General features: G+C 69.3%; 22 protein-coding genes. 7 read left to right on the forward strand and 15 right to left on the reverse strand.

Annotation, left to right across the window (positions count from 1 at the left end; genetic code table 11):
* Window positions 1-23: 23 nt before the first annotated feature.
* The 7 genes from JMT67_RS09105 to JMT67_RS09135 form a co-directional block, all read right to left on the reverse strand.
* Window positions 24-665, reverse strand: coding sequence for a phosphoribosylanthranilate isomerase (locus JMT67_RS09105; RefSeq protein ID WP_201463289.1), 642 nt, complete (start codon window positions 663-665; stop codon window positions 24-26).
* Complete coding sequence (locus JMT67_RS09110; RefSeq protein WP_152949107.1) at window positions 662-1075, reverse strand: type II toxin-antitoxin system VapC family toxin; 414 nt, start codon at window positions 1073-1075, stop codon at window positions 662-664. The genes JMT67_RS09105 and JMT67_RS09110 overlap by 4 nt, the downstream gene beginning before the upstream one ends.
* A complete protein-coding gene (locus JMT67_RS09115) occupies window positions 1072-1335 on the reverse strand; it encodes a type II toxin-antitoxin system Phd/YefM family antitoxin (protein ID WP_182714770.1) in 264 nt (87 codons plus the stop codon). The genes JMT67_RS09110 and JMT67_RS09115 overlap by 4 nt, the downstream gene beginning before the upstream one ends.
* Before the next feature lie 19 nt (window positions 1336-1354).
* A complete protein-coding gene (locus JMT67_RS09120; protein WP_201463290.1) occupies window positions 1355-2089 on the reverse strand; it encodes a pseudouridine synthase in 735 nt (244 codons plus the stop codon).
* A gap of 175 nt (window positions 2090-2264) precedes the next feature.
* Complete coding sequence (locus JMT67_RS09125) at window positions 2265-3176, reverse strand: class I SAM-dependent methyltransferase (protein WP_201463291.1); 912 nt, start codon at window positions 3174-3176, stop codon at window positions 2265-2267.
* A gap of 44 nt (window positions 3177-3220) precedes the next feature.
* Window positions 3221-4021, reverse strand: coding sequence for an undecaprenyl-diphosphate phosphatase (locus JMT67_RS09130; RefSeq protein WP_201463292.1), 801 nt, complete (start codon window positions 4019-4021; stop codon window positions 3221-3223).
* 24 nt (window positions 4022-4045) lie between these two features.
* A complete protein-coding gene (locus JMT67_RS09135; RefSeq protein WP_054764144.1) occupies window positions 4046-5212 on the reverse strand; it encodes a citrate/2-methylcitrate synthase in 1167 nt (388 codons plus the stop codon).
* Between the two features lie 246 nt (window positions 5213-5458).
* Between JMT67_RS09135 and JMT67_RS09140 the strand changes: the two genes are divergently transcribed.
* A complete protein-coding gene (locus JMT67_RS09140; protein WP_233455846.1) occupies window positions 5459-6367 on the forward strand; it encodes a cation diffusion facilitator family transporter in 909 nt (302 codons plus the stop codon).
* Window positions 6368-6425: 58 nt separating this feature from the next.
* Complete coding sequence (gene fzlA / locus JMT67_RS09145) at window positions 6426-7112, forward strand: FtsZ-binding protein FzlA (RefSeq protein ID WP_054764146.1); 687 nt, start codon at window positions 6426-6428, stop codon at window positions 7110-7112.
* Here the strand turns inward: fzlA and JMT67_RS09150 are convergent.
* A complete protein-coding gene (locus JMT67_RS09150; protein ID WP_182715162.1) occupies window positions 7109-7444 on the reverse strand; it encodes a GIY-YIG nuclease family protein in 336 nt (111 codons plus the stop codon). The two genes, fzlA and JMT67_RS09150, sit on opposite strands and share 4 nt — an antisense overlap.
* Before the next feature lie 58 nt (window positions 7445-7502).
* Between JMT67_RS09150 and JMT67_RS09155 the strand changes: the two genes are divergently transcribed.
* Together JMT67_RS09155 and queG are read left to right on the forward strand one after the other, a co-directional pair.
* Window positions 7503-8045: a DUF2239 family protein gene (locus JMT67_RS09155; protein ID WP_201463293.1), complete on the forward strand. Its 543-nt coding sequence runs from the start codon at window positions 7503-7505 to the stop codon at window positions 8043-8045.
* A 195-nt stretch (window positions 8046-8240) separates the two neighbouring features.
* Complete coding sequence (gene queG / locus JMT67_RS09160) at window positions 8241-9368, forward strand: tRNA epoxyqueuosine(34) reductase QueG (RefSeq protein ID WP_201463294.1); 1128 nt, start codon at window positions 8241-8243, stop codon at window positions 9366-9368.
* A 222-nt stretch (window positions 9369-9590) separates the two neighbouring features.
* Here the strand turns inward: queG and JMT67_RS09165 are convergent, their stop codons facing one another.
* Both JMT67_RS09165 and JMT67_RS09170 read right to left on the reverse strand, forming a co-directional pair.
* The gene (locus JMT67_RS09165; RefSeq protein WP_201463295.1) at window positions 9591-10106 is read right to left on the reverse strand and encodes an FKBP-type peptidyl-prolyl cis-trans isomerase; all 516 of its coding nucleotides are present in this window, start codon (window positions 10104-10106) and stop codon (window positions 9591-9593) included.
* Window positions 10087-11289 (reverse strand): threonine ammonia-lyase, encoded by a 1203-nt coding sequence (locus JMT67_RS09170; RefSeq protein WP_201464023.1) that lies wholly within the window; start codon window positions 11287-11289, stop codon window positions 10087-10089. Before JMT67_RS09170 ends, JMT67_RS09165 begins: the two co-directional genes overlap by 20 nt.
* A gap of 185 nt (window positions 11290-11474) precedes the next feature.
* Here JMT67_RS09170 and JMT67_RS09175 point away from each other — a divergent pair, with 185 nt between their 5' ends.
* From JMT67_RS09175 to JMT67_RS09185, 3 genes are all read left to right on the forward strand, one after another.
* Window positions 11475-11984, forward strand: a complete 510-nt coding sequence (locus JMT67_RS09175) for a hypothetical protein (RefSeq protein ID WP_201463296.1) — start codon at window positions 11475-11477, stop codon at window positions 11982-11984.
* A 67-nt stretch (window positions 11985-12051) separates the two neighbouring features.
* The gene (locus JMT67_RS09180; protein ID WP_201463297.1) at window positions 12052-12594 is read left to right on the forward strand and encodes a BA14K family protein; all 543 of its coding nucleotides are present in this window, start codon (window positions 12052-12054) and stop codon (window positions 12592-12594) included.
* Between the two features lie 129 nt (window positions 12595-12723).
* Entirely contained in the window at window positions 12724-12918 is a 195-nt protein-coding gene (locus JMT67_RS09185; protein ID WP_182714603.1) for a hypothetical protein, read from the forward strand.
* 14 nt (window positions 12919-12932) lie between these two features.
* Here the strand turns inward: JMT67_RS09185 and JMT67_RS09190 are convergent, their stop codons facing one another.
* The 5 genes from JMT67_RS09190 to JMT67_RS09210 all read right to left on the reverse strand — a co-directional run bounded on the left by JMT67_RS09190 (window position 12933) and on the right by JMT67_RS09210 (window position 16247).
* Window positions 12933-13466: a GNAT family N-acetyltransferase gene (locus JMT67_RS09190; RefSeq protein ID WP_054764154.1), complete on the reverse strand. Its 534-nt coding sequence runs from the start codon at window positions 13464-13466 to the stop codon at window positions 12933-12935.
* A gap of 164 nt (window positions 13467-13630) precedes the next feature.
* Window positions 13631-13918, reverse strand: a complete 288-nt coding sequence (gene rpmA, locus JMT67_RS09195) for a 50S ribosomal protein L27 (protein ID WP_054764155.1) — start codon at window positions 13916-13918, stop codon at window positions 13631-13633.
* 97 nt (window positions 13919-14015) lie between these two features.
* Entirely contained in the window at window positions 14016-14570 is a 555-nt protein-coding gene (gene rplU / locus JMT67_RS09200; protein ID WP_152949121.1) for a 50S ribosomal protein L21, read from the reverse strand.
* Window positions 14571-14692: 122 nt separating this feature from the next.
* Complete coding sequence (locus JMT67_RS09205) at window positions 14693-15226, reverse strand: phosphoribosyltransferase (protein WP_054764157.1); 534 nt, start codon at window positions 15224-15226, stop codon at window positions 14693-14695.
* The gene (locus JMT67_RS09210) at window positions 15219-16247 is read right to left on the reverse strand and encodes an MJ0042-type zinc finger domain-containing protein (RefSeq protein WP_201463298.1); all 1029 of its coding nucleotides are present in this window, start codon (window positions 16245-16247) and stop codon (window positions 15219-15221) included. The genes JMT67_RS09205 and JMT67_RS09210 overlap by 8 nt, the downstream gene beginning before the upstream one ends.
* Window positions 16248-16261: the final 14 nt, after the last annotated feature.

Here is a 16261-nt window from a genome sequence, read left to right on the forward strand (position 1 = left end):
TTTCACGCGGAGAGGCGTCGTAATTACGACCGGCGCGCGTTTTGGATGAAGGCCGCGATCCGGTCGGCGTCCTTAACACCCGGCGCGCTTTCGACGCCAGAGGAGACGTCCAGCATCGGCGCCCCGGCGATCCGCAGCGCCTCGGCCACATTCTCGGGGTTCAGCCCCCCCGCCAGGAACCACGGATGACGGAAGGCCCGATCCGCCAGCAGGGTCCAGTCGAAACTATGCCCCACCCCGCCGGGCAGGACCGACCCCTCGGGCGGCTTGGCGTCGAACATCAGATGATCGGCGTGATAATCCCATTCGTCGGCCGCGGCGAAGTCGTCCCCGTGTCGGATCGGCAGGGCCTTGATCACCCCCGCCCCGGTCAGGGCCCGCACGGTTTCCGCCCGCGCCGGGGTCTCTGATCCGTGCAGCTGGATGAAGTCCGGCCTCAGCGTCCGCGCGATCTCTCCCAGCAGGGCGTCGTCCGGATCGACCGTCACCGCCACGATCTTCGCCCGCCCCCGCGCCCGCTCGAACAGGTCGGCGGCCGCCGCAGGCGCCAGGTGGCGCGGGCTCTTGGGAAACACCACCGCCCCCACGAAGTCCGCCCCGCCGTCCAGGGCGGCGTCCAGGGTGTCGGGCGTCGTCAGGCCGCAGATCTTGATCTTGATCGTCATGGGACGATCACCGTCAGCCCTATGTCGGTGGCGACCGTGGCCATGTCCTCGTCAAGAGTCGCCAGGCTGCAGCCATGCCTCGCCGCCAGCGCGAGATGAAGCGCATCGGGAGCGCGCAATCTCACGTCGTTTTTCACCAGGCGCCGCGCTTCCACCATGTCACCGTCAACCACAGAAAGGACGACCCTGCCTCTCAACCATTGGTCCAGTTGCAGTTCGAACTCGCGCCGATCCCTGTCGCGCAGATTGCGCATACGAGTCTTCACCGCCAAGGCGGAGGAAAACTCTGTGAGAGCCCAACTGCTCATGACGAAGGCATCGACACCCGCGATCCAGACCGACGCCCGCTCAGTGTGCTTGTCGGTCTGAAACAGGGACATCAGGACGCTGGTGTCCAGATAGACGGTCAAATCTCTTCGTTCCGCATCCGGCGCAAGAGGGTTACGGAGTCCATCTCGGCTTCAGACTTGATCCGCACACGTTTCAGCCAGTCCATGTCCATCGGCCCTGACGTCGGCTCGACCTCCTGCGCCGGCTCCAGTCGCGCCACAGGCACGCCGCGCCGTGTGATGGTCACGGCCTCGCCCGCCAGCATGCGATCCAGCAGCTTGGGCAGGTTGTTCTTGGCTTCGGCGACGGAGTAGCTGGACATGGCCATCAAGATAGCCATCTGACCGTCCAATGTCCAATCAGTCGAAGATTAGCGCGATCTCCTCTGGCGTCAGCAGCCGCCACTGCCCCGGTGCCAGATCGGCCGGCAGCGTCAGCCCGCCCAGCCGCTCGCGATGCAGGGTCTCCACATGGTTGCCGACGGCGGCGAACATGCGGCGCACCTGGTGATAGCGTCCCTCCGTCACCGTCAGCAGGGCCTCGGTCGGGGACACGACCTCCAGCACGGCAGGCGCCAGCGGCTTGTCCTCGCCCTCCAGCACCAGCTCGCCGGAGGCGAACAGCGCCCCTTCCGTCCCCGTCAGCGGCCGCGCCAGTCCGGCGCGATAGACCTTGGCCACATGGCGTTTGGGACTGATCACCCGGTGCAGCAGGTCGCCGTCGTCGGTCAGCAGCAACAGGCCGCTGGTCTGTTTGTCCAGCCGTCCGATGGTCGAGATGGCCGGATCGCGGCGCCGCCACCGGTCCGGCAGGATGTCATAGACCAGCGCCCCATCTTCCTTGTGGGAACAGGTCATGCCCAGCGGCTTGTTCAGCAGGATCACCAGACCCTGCACCGGATCCAGCGGTTCGCCGTCGATCTCCATCCGGCTGGGCAGGTCCGGCGTCACGGCGATCCGCTTCGACACGTCCGTCAGATCCGCGCCGTCCAGCACGATCCCGCCCGCCTTGGCCATCCGCGCCATCTCGGCCCGCGACCCGTAGCCCATCGAGCCGAGCAGTCGATCGACGCGCGAGGTGATGGTTTTCCCCACTCTCGTCATCCTCCGGCAAGCCGCTTGCGGCGCAGACCGGGGGACCCAGCGGCGCCGAAGGCGATGCCTCCGCCGTCCAGATATTTGGGACGGAACGCCGCGACAGTTTCGCGCTCGCGCGCGCCGCTGGGTCCCCCGGTCTCGCTGCGCTCGCCGGAGGATGACGAAAGAAGGCTCACTTCACCGCCTCGAACAGCTTGTACCCGCCCTCGTCGGCGACCAGTCGCACCCGGCCGAAGGCGGCGTTCAGCTCGGCCTCATAGGGCAGATGCCGATTGGCCACGATCCAGGCGACCCCGCCCTTCTTCAGCAACTCCGCCGCCTTGCGGATGAAGGCCTGGCCCAGCCGTCGATCCTCGGCCCCGCCGTCGTGGAAGGGCGGATTGCTGACGACGAAGTTCAGTTCGCCCGCCGCAGCCAGCGTCCGCACATCGGCCCATTCAAAGCTCGCCCGCGAGTCTTCGACATTCTTCCGCGCCGCCTCGATTGCGCGGCGATCCAGGTCGATCAGCCGCAGGCCCGTCACCCCCGCCGACCGCAGGACCACCGTCGCCAGAGCCCCATAGCCGCAGCCCAGATCGGCGCCCGCCCCATTCAGCGCCGGCAGGTATTCGGCCAGCAGGGCCGAGCCTGCGTCGATCCGGTCCCAGGCGAAGATCCCCGGCTGGGACCAGGCCTCCAGCCCCGGCACGATCCGCGCCGCCCCCTCGGCTATGGCCTCGTCGATCCCGGCCATCGTCTCGGGTCTGACCACGATGCAACGCCGGTGGTGCGCCTTGGCCGTCTCGCCCACCTCGACGCCGAAGCCGGTCAGCTCCTTCTTCAGCCGCGACCCGCCCTTGTCCTTCAGGGCCATGACGTCCAGCCGCCCCCCGACCTTCAGCGCCCTCAGCGCCAGGGCCAGCACATGGCGCCGCTCCAGCACGCCGGGCGGGGCGTAGATCATGATCTCGTCGACCGAGCCTTCGCTCACAGCCTCCAGGGCGGTCGAGCCGGGGATCAGGGGCGAGACTTGGATCGCGGCGCCGGCGCCGGTGCTGGGCGGATCGAAGACGACCGGCGGTCGGCCGTAAAGAAGCGTGCTCATGCCCGCCCCTTAGATGGTGAACGCGAAAATCGCCAGCCGGGGCCTCAGAACCCCGCCTGCAACAGGGCCAGACCGACCACTCCGACCACGATCCGCCACCAGGCGAAGGGGCCAAAGCCGTGCCTGGACACGAAGTCCAGCAGGAAGCGCACCACCACCAGGGCGGTCAGGAAGGCCACCACAAAGCCCACCACGATCAGGCCGACGTCGCTGAAATCCAGCGTCTTGTGGTTCTTCAGCAGGTCATAGGCCACCGCCGCCCCCATGGTGGGCAGGGCCAGAAAGAAGCTGAACTCGGCCGCCGACCGCTTGTCGGTCTTCAGCAACAGGCCGCCGGCGATGGTGGCGCCGGATCGCGACACGCCGGGGATCATGGCCAGGCATTGGAACAGGCCGATCAGAAAATAGACCCGCATCGGATACTGGCTGGCGTCCAGCCACTGGGGCCGCTTGTCCATCCGGTCCAGGGCCAACAGGATCACCCCGCCGACGATCAGGGCGACGCAGATCACCTGGGGCGTTTCGAACAGCACGTCTTTGATGAAGCCATAGGCCAAAAAGCCGCCCGCCACGGCGGGCGCAAAGGCCAGCAGCAGGCCGATCAGGAACCGCCGCGCCTCCGGATCAACAGGCCAGCGCGTGGCCAGGGTCCACAGCCGTTTGAAATAGACGCTGACGATGGCCAGCAGCGCCCCCAGCTGGATGACGATCTCGAACGTCTTGCCCGCGCTCTCGAAGCCCATGAAATGGCCCAAAAGCAGCATGTGCCCGGTGGAGGACACTGGAATGAACTCGGTCAGTCCTTCGACCAGGCCGAGAATGATCGCCGCAAGCCAGTCCGACATGAAGTCCCCGTCACAGGCCGGAGGTCAGTGCGCGCCCGGCTCGGGCCCCACATAGCGCAATCGCGCCCGGATAGGCGAGCCGTCCGTCGCCTGATCCACAGCATGGGCCAACAGGCCGACCAGCCGCCCCAGCAGCAGCAGGTCGCCCGCTCCCGTCGGCCCCAGATCCAGCCGCCGCGCGATCAGGGCCAGGGCCAGATGGAAGCCGGCCGGCCGGCCCGCCGCCGCCTCGCCCTCGGCGAGCAGGGCCTGGAGGTCCGCCGGCAGCCCCGTCGCCTCCAGCAGGGGTCGCGTCCGCGGATCGACCCGGCCGAAGGCCGCCGTCTCCTCGAAGCCCGGCACCCCGCCCTTCAGGGCCAGCCAGCGTCGCGCCGCGCCCGAAGGGTCGCGCCGCGCCTCCCCCACATAGGCCACGACCTCGCCCAGCTCGCCCAGAGGGGCCCCGCTCAGGGTGGTGATCCCGGCCAGGACCGCCCCGGCCAGGGGCGCGCCGCCGAAGGCCGCCGCCCGCGTCGCCAGCACCGCCTCGTCCAGACCGCAGTCGGCCCCCAGCACCAGGGCGCGGCGGATCAGATGGCTGTCGCGTTCGAACGCCTTGAAGCCGCGCGCCAGACGCTGGTGCAGATACAGGCGCGGGCCGGGGCCGGAGACGCTGTCCACCACCTCGTTCAGCAGCGAGGCCGCCTCCTGTTTCAGTCCCGCCGGGTCGTGGCTGCGCAGGGAGCGGTCCTCGATCGCGCGACGGCCCAGTACGGCCAGAACCCGCCTCTGGGTCGAACCGCCGACGATCGGATCGATACGCGGCTTCAGTCCGACGAAGGGGTCCCCGTCCCGCACGTCCCACAGCAGGCGGGCCGCCGCCTCGACGGTCGCCGTCTCAGCCAGCTGCACCGCGTCCAGACCGCGATAGAACAGCCGGCCTTCGGCGATCAGGCCTACGGAGGATTGAATGTCGGCCTCGCCGCGCGCCGCCGCCCCCACGACCGGCGCCCGCACCTCGGTCTCGCCTTCGGCCCCGTCGCCGCACAGGCGGGCCACGTCGGCGGCGGCGTACAGGCTTCTGCGGGGATCGGCGGGGTCGGGACGGGCGGCGATCCGGCCCCGACTGACATAGGCGTACAGGGTCTGGGCCTTGACCCCCAGCCGGGTCAGGGCCTCATGTCTCGCGATCCAGCGTTCGTCAGCGTCCATGCCGCCCCCACGACTACGACCGATGCCCCGTATGAACGGAGACCGGCATAGCGCCGTTTCGTGTCCTTAACCCTAATGACGCGCCCGATCCAGTTGGACCAGTCCAAATGAGCGCCCCGGTTGGCTTTCCGCCACGATTGCGCGACAAGACCAGCCGATTACGCCGACGCCCGCCCCCGCCCGACCGACAGCCGCGTGATGCGGCGCGTGGCCAGATGCGGATCCTCCGAAGGGGGCGGGGCGGCCTTGACCCTGATCGCGCTGAAGGCCTTCGCCCTGGGCGCCTCCGGCTCGGTCTCCATCCTGGCCAGTCTGACGGATTCGGTTCTGGACCTGGCGGCCTCCCTGGCCACCTTCTTCGCCGTGCGCTGGGCCGCCGCGCCCCCGGACGAGGATCATCGCTACGGCCACGGCAAGGGCGAGGCCCTGGCGGCCCTGGTCCAGGCGGGTCTGGTCTTCGCCTCGGCCCTGTTCATCGGCTGGGAGGGGCTGCAGCGCATCTTCGACCCGCGTCCCGTCACCGCCGGAAGCTGGGCCGTGGGGGTGGTCATCGCCTCCATCGCCGTCACGGGCTGGCTGGTCTGGATGCAGACCCGCGCCCTGAAGACCAGCGGCTCCCTGGCGGTCGCGGGCGACCGCGCCCATTACGCCGCCGATCTGGCCTCCAATCTGGTGGTGCTGGTCGGGGTGATCTCGGGCGCCTTCCTCGGCGCGCCGGGGCTGGACGCCGCCGCCGGACTGGTGGTCGCCGTCTGGCTGTTCTGGGGCGCGATCGGCATGTTGAGGGCCGCCGCCGACCATCTGCTGGACCGCGCCGTCCCGGAAAGCGACCGCGCCGCCATCGCCCAGGCCGTGCTGGCCGACCCCCGCATCCAGGGCGTCCACCAGCTTCGCACCCGCATGGCCGGTTCGGTCATGATGATCCAGATGCATGTCGATCTGGACCCCGACCTGCGTCTGGAGGCGGCCCACGCCATCGTCGTCGAGGCCGAACGCCGCGTGCTCAGCCACTATCCCACGGCCGACATCCTGATCCACGCCGACCCGCGCGGGCGCGCCGTCGCTGCCGCCCCGTCCGAACCGGCGCCCGCCGCCGAGGCCCAGGCCCCTGCTGCGGACACGCCGCCGGCCCCGCCCAAAGGCCCCTGGTCCTGACGGCTCCGCCGTCGATGCGGTAAACGGACATTAACGGGTGCGGGCGCATCTAGGGCCTATGTCCGGCTCCTGCGTCCTGTTCCACTTCCCCTTCCAGCCCGCCTCGCGCGCGGCGCGCCTGGGCCTGGGCGAGGCGCGGATCGAATGGACCGATACGCCGGTTCGTCCGTGGGAAGAGGATTGCCCGGTCAATGATCTGAACCCCTCGGGCCTGCCGCCCGTCGTCCAGACGACCGACCGCGGTCGCCCCCTGACCCTGTGCGAACTGCCGGCCGTCCTGGGCTGGATCGAGGACCAGCAGAAGGCGCCCCTGCTCCTGCCCGCCGACCCCGCCGAACGGGCCGAGGCGCGCCGCCTGACCGGCTGGTTCGAGCGCCGCTTCACCGACGAAGTCGACGCCGTCCTTCTGCACGAGCGGATGGAGAAACCCCTGCTCAAACTGGGCCCGCCCGAGGCCCGCGCCCTGCGCCACGGCCGCGACGCCCTGAAATCCCACCTCGCCATGCTGGAAGACCTGGTCGCCGCCCGCGACTGGCTGGCCGGCCGCCGCCTGTCCCAGGCTGACCTGATCGCCGCCGCCCACCTGTCGGTCCTCGACTATTTCGGCGAGGTCCAGTGGACCCACTGGCCCGCGCTGAAGCTCTGGTACTCCAAGGTCAAATCCCGCCCCTGCTTCCGCCCCCTGCTGGCCGACCGCTTCGTCGGCGTGCCGCCGTCGGGGTGGTATGCCGATCTGGACTTCTAAAGCGCCTCGGCCCCCAATCGCGCGATCCACAGCTTCGCTCGACTGACCAGCTCATCCTTGCGGCGCAGGTCCGAGACGTCCTCCGGCAGACGGTCCAGCTGTTCGAAGCGGAAATCCTCGGGTGCGTGCGCCTTCCAGGCCGCCTGGAGCGACCGATAGGGGCTGCCGCCGTGACGCAGCGCGAACCACAGGCCGTTCTGTTCGGTGTCGATGTGGCGGCTCTTGCCGACCCAGACCTGGCCCGTCGCGCTGCAGATCACAGCATAGACCCCGGCGATGGTCGGCCGCTCCTTATATTCCGCGATCAGGGTCTTGCGATCTGTCTGGGTCATGGCGCTCTCTTATTTATCCGGGTATAAATATGACGACTAATTTCATCCGGGTAAATACATGGGCGACGAAAATCGCAATCTGGTTCTGTTCGACGGCCCCCGCCGCATCGCCAGAGGCTCGGACGCCGCTGTAGCGGCCGCCTTGCGCAAGGCCCTGGAGGCGGCGCCTCAAGCCGCGCTGCGCGTGTTCGATCTGGCGACCGGTCGGCCGGTCGACCTGGACCTCCGCGAGACAGAAGCCGCTCCGGCCGCCAGGCGCGGCCGTCCGCGCCTGGGCGTCGCCGCGCGCGAGGTCACGCTGTTGCCTCGCCACTGGGACTGGCTGGCCGCCCAGCCCGGCGGCGCCTCGGCCGCCCTGCGGCGTCTGGTGGACCAGGCCCGCAAGGCCTGCGCGGACGACGACGCGCGGCGCCGCCGCACCGAGGCCGCCTATGGCTTCATGGTCGAAATGGCCGGCGACGCCCCCGATTTCGAAGAGGCCAGCCGCGCCCTGTTCGCCGGCGACCGCGTCAGGCTCGCCGCCCTGACCACGCCTTGGCCCACGGACATCCAGGCCCAGATTCTGGACATGTTCGACGGCGAGGCCGCATCGCCCGAATGACCGCCCCAAGACCCTCTCCCGCTTGCGGGAGAGGTGGCCCGGCCTCCGCGCAGCGGACCAGGGTCGGAGAGGGAAGTGTCGCCAAAGGCTAGACTTCCCCCATCGTCAGCCGTCTCGCTCCGCTCGACGCGCTGACACTTCCCCCGCAAGCGGGGGAAGGTCTTCCTCGCCCGATTTCGTGCTATCCCCCGCCCCGTGTCCGACCGCCTGAAAACCTTCATCCGCCGGCGCGCGGCCGAGCTCGGCTTCGACGTCTGCCGCTTCGCCTCGGCCGCCGACGCCTGGCCGGCAGGCGAGCGGCTGCGCGAGTTTGTCGATCAGGGCCGGCACGGCGACATGGCGTGGATGCAGACCACCCTGGACCGCCGCCGGCACCCCACCGCCATGTGGGACGAGGCCAGGACCGCCATCGTCCTGGGCATGAACTACGGCCCCGACGACAACCCGCTGGACCAGCTGGCCGACCGCTCGGCCGCCTATATCTCGGTCTATGCGCGGGGCGACGACTATCATGAGGTGATCAAGGGCCGGCTGAAACAGCTGGCGGGCCAGATCGCCGCCCGCAACGGCGCCGACATCAAGGTCTTCGTCGACACGGCGCCCCTGATGGAAAAGCCGTTGGCCCAGCGCGCCGGACTGGGCTGGCAGGGCAAACACACCAATCTGCTCAGCCGCACCCACGGCAACTGGTTGTTTCTGGGCACGATCCTGACCGCCGCCGAGATCGAGCCGGACGCGGCCGAGACCGAACACTGCGGCCGCTGCACCGCCTGTCTCGACGCCTGCCCCACCAAGGCCTTCCCCGCCCCCTTCCAGCTCGACGCCCGACGCTGCCTCTCCTACCTGACCATCGAATTCGGCGGTCCCTGGCCGGTCGAGTTCCGCACCCTGACCGGATCGCGCATCTATGGCTGCGACGACTGTTTAGCCGTCTGTCCGTGGAACAAGTTCGCGCAAGAGGCCCGCGAGATCCGGCTTCAGCCCCGCCCGGCCCTTGAAAGCCCACGCCTGGACGACCTGCTGGGGCTGGACGACCCCGCCTTTCGCGCCCTCTTCGCCAAGAGCCCGGTCAAGCGGATCGGCCGGGATCGGTTTCTCAGGAACGTGCTCTACGCCGTGGGAAACTCGGGTGACGCGACGCTGATCGCCCCGACGAAAGCCTTGCTGGCTGACCCCTCGCCCCTGGTGCGCGGCGCCGCCGTCTGGGCCCTGTCGCAGCTGACGCCGGCCGCCGCCTTCGCGGCCTTGGCCCAGGCGACGACCGAAACCGATCCCCAGGTTCTGGAGGAATGGCGGCGGTCCGAAACGGCTTGGTCCTCATGACCCACGCGATGGACGGACGCGATTTCAAAAGCTTGCTCGAAATCAGCGCTCTTCAACCCACCGCGCGCGCCGAGACGGTTATACTGCCGTCCTGATCTTTGACATTCACCGCAACGCTGCGAGCCGATCGCAAAAATCTGCACGAAAGTGCACTCAAAAAATTCGCAGTGCACTTTTTCGTCTCCTCCCCACGACGTGGGGAGAAGACGGATCGTGCGGGCCTCACCCCATCGCGGTCCCGACGCCCGATCCGCCGCCCGGCGCCTTGGCCACGTCCAGCAGCTTCAGCCGGAAGATCAGGACCGAATTGGCCGGAATCTTGGGGCTGGCGCGTTCGCCATAGCCCAGGGCGGGCGGCACATAGAGGATCCATTCGTCGCCGACATGCATCTTCTGCAAGGCCTCGGTCCAGCCCTTGACCACCTCCTCGGGGGTGAAGATGGCCGGCGCCCCGCGCGCGAAGGAGCTGTCGAAGACGGTGTCGTCGATCAGCTTGCCCTCGTAATCGACCTTGACCAGGTCGTTGCGGTCCGGACTGACGCCGCCGGCCGGGCCCGACTGGACGACCTTGTACTGAAGCCCGCTGGGCAGGGTGACGACGCCCTCTTCCTTGGCGTTCTTCTCCAGGAAGGCGACGGCCTCGGCCTTGCCCGCGTTCGGATCGACCGGCTCGGATCGGCCGCAGCCCGCCAGCAACACGGCCGCCAGCAGCGCCGCCCTACCCCATCCGAAGTTCATAGCCGCGTTCCTTCAAGGCCTCGCCGATCTCGTCGGCGTGGGTGCTATCGCGCGTTTCGACCATGATGTCGAACTCCGCCCCCTTGGCCGGCACGTCCAGGGCCAGACGGTTGTGGACCACGTCAATGATGTTTCCGCCCAGGCCGCCGATCACCGCCGCCATGGCCGACAACATGCCCGGCCGGTCGTCGCCCAGGATGCGATAGACGATCAACCTCCGCTCACGGACCATCTCGCGGTTCAGCACCACCGCCAGCATCCGCGGGTCGATATTGCCCCCGCACAGCTCCAGCCCGACCTTCATCCCCTTGAACCGATCAGGATAGGCCAGAAGCGCCGCCAGACCGCCGGCGCCCGCCCCCTCCGACACTGTCTTCTCATAGGTGACGTAATAGGAGACGGCCCGTTCGAAGTCCGCCTCCTCGCAGACGAAGACCTCGTCGATCAGCGGATTGGCCAGGGCGAAGGGGATGTCGCCGACCGCCTTGATGGCGATCCCCTCGGCTATGGTCTGGCCGGTGCAGACCGGCGGCTTTCCGGCCCGTTTGGCGGTGAAGGAGGGATAGCGCGCCGCCTCCACCCCGAAGACCTTGATGTCCGGCTTCATCGCCTTGGCCGCGATGGCGCAGCCGGCGATCAGGCCGCCGCCGCCGATCGGAATGATCAGGGCCTCCAGATCCGGCGCGTCCTCCAGGAACTCGATGGCGCAGACACCCTGGCCCGCCACTATGCCTTCGTCGTCGAAGGCCGAGACGAAGACATAACCCTTCTCCGCCTCCAGCCGTTTGGCCGCCTCGGTCGAGCCGGTGAAGTCCAGCCCCTCGATCACCACGATCGCCCCGTGCGACCGGGTGCCGTTGATCTTGGCGAAGGGGGTGCCCTCCGGCATCACAATGGTGACCGGCACCCCCAGCCGTCCGCCGTGATAGGCCAGGGCCTGGGCGTGGTTGCCGGCGCTGGCCGCGACCACGCCGCGCTTGCGCTCCTCGGGGGTCAGCATCAGCAGCCGGTTCAGCGCGCCGCGCTCCTTGAAGCTGCCGGTGAAGTGCAGATTGTCGAACTTGACCCAGACCTCGGCCCCCGTCAGCTGCGACAGCTTGCGGGAATAGCGGGCGGGGGTGCGGTCCACCTGACCGGCGATCCGGCCCTGGGCCGCCTCGATATCGGCGAAGGTGACGGTCATATAGGCGGGCTCCAGTACTGCCTGCCGGGCGCTGCGCCCGAGCATTTCCGCCGCCTCTTTCGCGCTTTGTCGGTTCCGGGTCCAGAGGGTGCAACCTTGACCGTGGCGAGGGCGTTGTGGGTCGTGCGATGGACCGTCGCATCCCGGCCCTTCCCCTGGGGCCGGATTCTCGGAAGGAAGCCCCCATGTCGATCCGCCCCCTCGCCCTGGCCGCCGTCGCGGCCGCCGCCCTTTCGGCCTGCGCCCCCACGACCTTCCCCGCCGGCGCCCCGACCGGCGGCCCCGCCGCCTTCAACGCGGCCGACTTCGCCTGGTCCCAGCGCACCGGCCAGGCCGCCATAGAGGGCCGCGTCGCCTACACCCAGGACGGAAAGTCCTACGCCTGCGTCGCCTCGGCCGGCCTGACGCCCGAGACCCCCTATACCCGCGCCCGTTTCCGCACCCTCTACGGCTCCACCGACCGGGCCGCCGTCCCCGCCGCCGTGGTGCGGGCCCGCACCGTGCCCGACGCCAGCGCCGACTACACCGGCTTTGTCCGATCCGAGCCCTGCCGCGACGGCCGGTTCCGTTTCAGCGACCTGCCCGACGGCGGCTGGTTCCTGATCGTGCCGGTGCGGACGGGCGACGAGCCGCCCCTGGTCCTGATGCGGCGCGTTGACACGCGCGGCGGCCGCGTCGTCAACGTCACCCTGTAAGCCGATCCGTAGCGTCCCCACGATCCTCCGCCCGGCGACCCGCCGGGCCCCGTTCAGGGAGACTGACATGAGACCCGCCCCGATCCTCGCCGCCCTCCTCCTGTTGTCGGGCGGCCTTTCGGTCGCCGCCCCGACCCAGGCCCAGGCTCAGACCTATTCCAGCTACGGCTCCTACCGGACCTATGAGTACGGCTATGGTCATGAGGACCGGGCTTGGCGCCGCGACGCCCACCGCCGCTACGACTTCAACGGCCAGGCGGATCGGCCGGGCGACTATCGCTGCGACCGCTATTGGGACGCCGGCCGCAGCGACTGCGGCGCCGCCTGGCGCGACCAGCGGCCGGTCCGCGATCGGGCCTGGAGCGATCGCCGCTGGGCGCCGGATTACGGCCATGGCCGCCCCGGCGTCTATCCCGGCGCCTACGGTCGCCCTGACCTGATCTATCCCGGCGGCGGCGTCGGCTACGGCCAGGACTATGGACGGGGTTACGGCTACGGCGCGGCGCGCGATCCCTATCGCGTCGCCTGGTGCCGCGCCTCCTATCGCTCCTATGACCCGGTCGGCGGCTACTACCGCACCTACGACGGGCGACTGGTCTTCTGCGGCTGAGCCGCCCAACCGTCTTCATACGGATGAAGCTCACGAAGTTGCGATTCCGGTAACGGGGATCGCCATCTTCTGGCCGCGACCGGCCCCGACTTATCCCCGCCTGTCGCCGAAGATCAGGGGAGGGTCTTGATGTCCCAGCATAATATCATCGGGTCCGAAGCCTTCACCCGGGGTCCGATGATCCTGGTTCGCCAGTATCGGGCGGGCGGCGCGCGCCGTCGCCGCGCCCGAACGGCGGCCGCCTTCATCGCCGGGGCGACCGCCATGCTGCTGGCCGGCCTGGTCGGAGCGGCCGTGGTCTACGGCCCCGGCCTGGCAGGCTGATCGAGAGGCGCGGCTCAGGCCAGCCAGACCATCATCCGCGTGTCCGCCTCGGCGCCCCGCGCGCGGCTCCAGGCGCGGCGGGTCTCTCCCGTATAGAGAAAGCCCGCCTTCTCCAGCACCCGGCCCGACGCCGGATTGTCGGCGAAATGGCCGGCGACCAGGGCGCGCCGCTTCCACCGCCGTCCGGCCCAGACAAGGGCGCCGTCCAGCGCTTCGGTCGCAAATCCGCGCCCCCAATAGTCTCTGCCGATCCAATAGCCGGTCTCGGGCACCCGGTCCTCGCCTTCGAACAGGCCGATCACCCCGATCGGCCCTTCCGCCTCATGCTCGATGACGAAGGTGTTGGCCCGCGCCGGGTCCTGGGAGGCGACCTGAATGACGAAGTCTTCCGCATCCTCGATGCGGAACGGGTGCGGCATTCGCTTGGTCATGCGCGCAATGTCCAGATCATTGGCCAGGGCCGCGATGCGCGGCGCGTCCTGCGGCGCAGGGGCGCGCAGGATCAGGCGCCGGGTCTCCACGACGGGAGAGGTTTCGATGACGCACATGGCGTTCGCCTCCGTTCGGACCGCCTCCTTGGAGGGCTCGGGCGGTCTTCGAGGCGGGGAAACGCAAACGGGGAGCCTGGTGATCCAGACTCCCCGCGGAATAGTTCCCTGGTCCGGATCGGCTGCTTCGGTGAGCAACGCGATCCGGTATGTTCCAGACTGCGTTACTCGGCGGCGAGCGCCTGGGCGGCGTCGTCATTCGCCGCAAGGATCGACACGTAACAACGGCCGCCGCGTTTGGTGGTGAACTTCACCGCGCCGTTTGTCAGGGCGAACAGGGTATGGTCGCGGCCCATGCCGATGTTCTCACCCGGGTGGAAGGTGGTGCCGCGCTGACGCACGATGATGTTGCCGGCCAGCACGCGCTCGCCGCCGAACTTCTTCACGCCGAGGCGCTTCGACTCAGAGTCGCGACCGTTGCGCGACGAACCGCCGGATTTCTTGTGAGCCATCTTGCCGCTCCGTCTTTCCTGAGCGTCCTACCGGCCTGTCGGCCTACTTGAGGACGTCTCTCTTAACTGGTCTGGCGCCAGGGCGCCGGTGAATGTCTTAGGCTTCGTCGCCGGCGGCTTCAGCCTTGGGCGCGGCCTTCTTCTTGGCCGGGGCCTTCTTGGCGGGAGCCGAGCTCTCGACCACGGCGGCCTTGACGTCGGCGCCGTCGGCTTCGGTCACGACCGTCTCGGTCGAACCCAGCGACGAGGTCGCGCCGCGGGTCGCGAGACCGCGGGCCCGCAGATTGATCTCGGCCTTGGTGATCAGCTCGACCTTGCCGTCCCACTTGGCGGACTGGCCGGCGCCTTCGATGCCGGTGATGCGCAGGACCGATTCCATCTGGCGATGGCCGTTGGTGCGGCGATAGCCCTGGCGACGGATTTTCTTGAAGATCTTGATCTTCTCACCCTTGCGGGTCTCGATCAGGGTTGCGCCGACGAAGGCGCCGTCGACCAGGGGCGCGCCCACGGTCACGCCGTTGTCGCCGCCCAGCATCAGGACGCTGTCGAACTTCAGCTCAGCGCCGGCGTCGCCGTCGAGCTTTTCGACGACGATGGTGTCGCCCGGTTGAACCCGGTACTGCTTGCCGCCGGTCTTGATCACCGCGTACATGTTGAAGCCTCAGCGCAAACGCAAAAAAGAATACGCCCTCCGGGAGGACCCCCGGGGGCGAAGAGCGGCGACATATACGGAAGGGCGTCTCAGAGTCAACGCCGAACCGGCCGCTTTTATCGTCAGTCCAGCGCGCAGATGTCCGGCAGGCCGCGCAGGCCGCCGGCGTTGTCCAGGCCGTAGCCGACCAGAAACCGATTTGGAGCCTCCCAGCCGACGAAGTCCGGCTCGGGCGCGCGGGGGGCGGGCCAGGGCTTGCGGGCGAAGACGCAGGTCAGGACTTCGGACGCCCCGCCTTCGCGCGCGATCCGCGCCGCCTCGGCCAAGGACAGGCCGGTGTCGAAGACGTCGTCCAGGATCAGCACCTTGCGCCCAGCGATCGGCCGCTGGAACGGCGCATAGACGTCGATCGCGCCCCGGCTGGTCTTCTCGTCCCCATAGGAGGCGAGCCAAAGCGCGTCGAAACGAAGGTTGCGGCCGATGCGGGACAGGGCGCGGGTCAGGTCGGCGGCGAACCACAGCCCCCCGGTCAGAAGCACGGCCGCCACCGTCTCGTCATCGGTGACGGGGGCGATGCGGGCGGCGAGGTCCGCCACGATACGGGCGATGTCGGCCTCGGCCAGGAGAACGGTCGGCGTGGGGGAGGGATCAGCCATGAGAGGCGGATACCGCCTCCCCATGAGCCCTGTCCACCGTCGCGAGGGGTCGGGCCTCGATCGGAGCAGGCTGACGCTCGCCCATCCCCGGCGCCACCGCCGAGCGCAGGCCGTTGGAAGCCGGCGCCAGTTCCGCATGGGCGTCGGCGGGCGCATGGCCCTCGGAGGCGGCGGCCGGCGCATGATCGGCCGGAGCGTGGGCGGCGGCGGGCGGCGCATGGGCCTCGCCGTGGGCCTCGACCCCATGGCCTTCGTCTCCATGGCTTTCGGGCGACCCGTAGGGAGCCGGTGCGTGGCCGTTCGGCGCGGCGGGCGGCGCCTCGACGGTGACGAAGTTGACGCCGATGTCGGCGGCGTGTCCGCCGGGGTCGGGGATCAGGACGGCGAAGCCCTGCACCTTGCCGGGCAGGACCGGCGCAGCGTCGATGGTCACCAGTTTGAAGCCGATCTCGGCGCCGTGTTCGTCCAGCAGGGCCACCCGCACCGGCGGGGCCACGATCTCGGTGTCACGCACGTTGCGCAGGGCGCCGGAGACCAGGACCATGCCGGGCCGCGAAGGAACCTCCTTGGCGCTCATGGCCTCGAAGTCGAGGCCGACGGGGTTCACCGGGGCGCCGACTGCGGCATAGGCGGCCGCGGCGCGGGGAAAGGCGTCGACCACCTCGATCCGGAACAGGAAGGCCGAGACGATCAGGCCCACGAAGACGCTGGCCAGACCGGCCCAGACCACGCCGTGGGTGGCGGCCCGACGCAGGCGTCGCTGCTGTTCGGCGCGGGCGCGGAAGGCCTTGGGCAGTTCCGGCGCCGGGGTTTCGGCCAGGCTGGCGGGCTCAGAGACGGCTTCCGGCTCGGGCGTAGAGATGACGCGCGGTTCGGGCGCGACGCTCAGCTCCAGCGGTTCATCGGGGCTCGCCCGCCACACCTCGCCGCAAGATTTGCAGCGGACCTTGCGGCCGTTCGCCCCCAAGACGTCGTCGGGAATGAAATAGCTGGTGGCGCAGGCGGGGCAGGTCAGTATCATGTGGCTGACTGCGA

The sequence above is a fragment of the Brevundimonas aurantiaca genome (genome assembly GCF_904830995.1).
GTDB lineage: Bacteria > Pseudomonadota > Alphaproteobacteria > Caulobacterales > Caulobacteraceae > Brevundimonas > Brevundimonas aurantiaca.

Bases quoted from the DNA above. Each gene is read 5' to 3' on its own strand.
- JMT67_RS09105 (WP_201463289.1), bottom strand. From the start codon at position 665: ATGACGATCAAGATCAAGATCTGCGGCCTGACGACGCCCGACACCCTG.
- JMT67_RS09115 (WP_182714770.1), bottom strand. From the start codon at position 1,335: ATGGCTATCTTGATGGCCATGTCCAGCTACTCCGTCGCCGAAGCCAAG.
- JMT67_RS09125 (WP_201463291.1), bottom strand. From the start codon at position 3,176: ATGAGCACGCTTCTTTACGGCCGACCGCCGGTCGTCTTCGATCCGCCC.
- JMT67_RS09130 (WP_201463292.1), bottom strand. From the start codon at position 4,021: ATGTCGGACTGGCTTGCGGCGATCATTCTCGGCCTGGTCGAAGGACTG.
- JMT67_RS09135 (WP_054764144.1), bottom strand. From the start codon at position 5,212: ATGGACGCTGACGAACGCTGGATCGCGAGACATGAGGCCCTGACCCGG.
- fzlA (WP_054764146.1), top strand. From the start codon at position 6,426: ATGTCCGGCTCCTGCGTCCTGTTCCACTTCCCCTTCCAGCCCGCCTCG.
- JMT67_RS09150 (WP_182715162.1), bottom strand. From the start codon at position 7,444: ATGACCCAGACAGATCGCAAGACCCTGATCGCGGAATATAAGGAGCGG.
- JMT67_RS09155 (WP_201463293.1), top strand. From the start codon at position 7,503: ATGGGCGACGAAAATCGCAATCTGGTTCTGTTCGACGGCCCCCGCCGC.
- JMT67_RS09165 (WP_201463295.1), bottom strand. From the start codon at position 10,106: ATGAACTTCGGATGGGGTAGGGCGGCGCTGCTGGCGGCCGTGTTGCTG.
- JMT67_RS09170 (WP_201464023.1), bottom strand. From the start codon at position 11,289: ATGACCGTCACCTTCGCCGATATCGAGGCGGCCCAGGGCCGGATCGCC.
- JMT67_RS09175 (WP_201463296.1), top strand. From the start codon at position 11,475: ATGTCGATCCGCCCCCTCGCCCTGGCCGCCGTCGCGGCCGCCGCCCTT.
- JMT67_RS09180 (WP_201463297.1), top strand. From the start codon at position 12,052: ATGAGACCCGCCCCGATCCTCGCCGCCCTCCTCCTGTTGTCGGGCGGC.
- JMT67_RS09185 (WP_182714603.1), top strand. From the start codon at position 12,724: ATGTCCCAGCATAATATCATCGGGTCCGAAGCCTTCACCCGGGGTCCG.
- JMT67_RS09190 (WP_054764154.1), bottom strand. From the start codon at position 13,466: ATGTGCGTCATCGAAACCTCTCCCGTCGTGGAGACCCGGCGCCTGATC.
- rpmA (WP_054764155.1), bottom strand. From the start codon at position 13,918: ATGGCTCACAAGAAATCCGGCGGTTCGTCGCGCAACGGTCGCGACTCT.
- rplU (WP_152949121.1), bottom strand. From the start codon at position 14,570: ATGTACGCGGTGATCAAGACCGGCGGCAAGCAGTACCGGGTTCAACCG.
- JMT67_RS09205 (WP_054764157.1), bottom strand. From the start codon at position 15,226: ATGGCTGATCCCTCCCCCACGCCGACCGTTCTCCTGGCCGAGGCCGAC.
- JMT67_RS09210 (WP_201463298.1), bottom strand. From the start codon at position 16,247: ATGATACTGACCTGCCCCGCCTGCGCCACCAGCTATTTCATTCCCGAC.